Source organism: Simplicispira metamorpha (assembly GCF_004341365.1).
GTDB classification, from domain to species: domain Bacteria; phylum Pseudomonadota; class Gammaproteobacteria; order Burkholderiales; family Burkholderiaceae_C; genus Simplicispira; species Simplicispira metamorpha.
Genome location: NZ_SLXH01000060.1, coordinates 1 through 1450, shown reverse-complemented (window position 1 = coordinate 1450; position 1450 = coordinate 1). Strand labels below are relative to the sequence as shown.

Annotated in this window: 1 protein-coding gene; it reads right to left on the bottom strand. The window is 65.0% G+C overall.

From position 1 onward, the window contains the following. Window positions 1–8 precede the first annotated feature (8 nt). Complete coding sequence (locus EV674_RS17245) at window positions 9–1328, bottom strand: IS4 family transposase (RefSeq protein ID WP_132750525.1); 1320 nt, start codon at window positions 1326–1328, stop codon at window positions 9–11. Window positions 1329–1450 lie beyond the last annotated feature (122 nt).

The window sequence follows — 1450 nt, the reverse complement described above, 5'->3', positions numbered from 1 at the left end:
CACCCCTTTCAAGGTGTTTCCCGCCCAGCCTTGATAACCCGCGCGGTTGCCACATGCGAGCGAGCGAGGCTGCCGTCCACGAACCCTTTGGGAGCCTTGGGTTTGGGCGCACGCTTGCTGGTTGCCAGCTGTCTGGGCTTGAGGCGAGCGGCCAGCAGCAACAAGCGCTCCATGAGCTGGCACGGCTGCAAGCTGCCAACTTGCGGCAGATGCTCGGGCGGCAATGCCAAAGCCATCGCTTCATAACCACTGTTGATCTCCACCGTCAGGTGGAAGGTGGACACATCGAGCTTGGGGTGCGTGGCCTCGTGTGCCTGCTCGATCACACGCTTGAGCAGGGCCAGCACGTTGTAGGCGAGCACCGCTGCAGCAAACCCCAGCAGGGCCGCGCGGGGATGGCCCAGACTCTTGATCTCGCTGTGCAGCACAGACTCAAGGCGCTGGAACATGCCTTCGATACGCCAGCGCTTGCGGTACAAGCGCGCAATGGTGGCTGCCTCGATGTCCTGGGGCAGGTTGCTCCACAGAGCGATGTGCGTGTCCCCCGACTCTGTGGGCGATGACAGTTCGATCTCAATGCGCCGCCAAGGCTGCTCCTGGCCATTGCAGCTCTTGAGTTTGATACCTTGCTCACGCACGCGCCCTGTCTCGATGTCGGTGCATTGGCCCCATGGGCCACGCTCGGCCAGACGGGGATGGCGCGCATGCTCGCGCACGATGAAGCAGGCCTGGCGCTCGCTCAGGCCGCGCAGCAGCGCTTCGGTGCAAAAGTGCCGGTCTGCGATCCATGCCTGGCGCGCCAGGGCCGACTCAATGAGGGTTGCTGCTGCCACGCGTTCGCTTTGATGCGCATCCTCACACGCCACGATGTCGCACACCAACGCACTGTCCGGGTCGTAGACCACCAGCGTGTGGCCCGGGCGCGCTGCGCCGCGAAAGCCGCGCAGCACGGCCAGCCTCTTGTCGCTGGCGGGCAAGTGGTTGCCGTCCAGCACGCGCAGTTGCCAGCCCGGCAAGCAGGCCTGCCCGGGCAGGCACGCGGCCACCGACGCCAGGCGCTGGCCGCTGCCCTGCACCAGCGCGCGCAGCACTGGCGGCTCGCAGCGATTGACTTTGTCGTACAGCGCCGCCAGTGACACCGGCAGTCGCTCATCGAGCTTGCGCGCCGCCGCGTGCAGCGAGGGCCGCAGGCCCAGGGACACCAGCGTCATCAGCTCCACCACCGTGGAGAACAACAGCTCGCGCGGGTACTGGCGCTGGCGGTGCGTCTCGAACACTTCATCGATCCAGTGCGCTGGCAGTGCCTGCTCCAGGGCCAGGCGTGCCATCACGCTGGCGGGTGCTTGCTGTTCGAAGCGCTCTATCACTGCTTGCCAGACCATCTTGTTCCTGATTCCAGAGAAATCAGGAGACTACGATGGTTTCTTTCCAAACACCTTGAAAGGGGTGG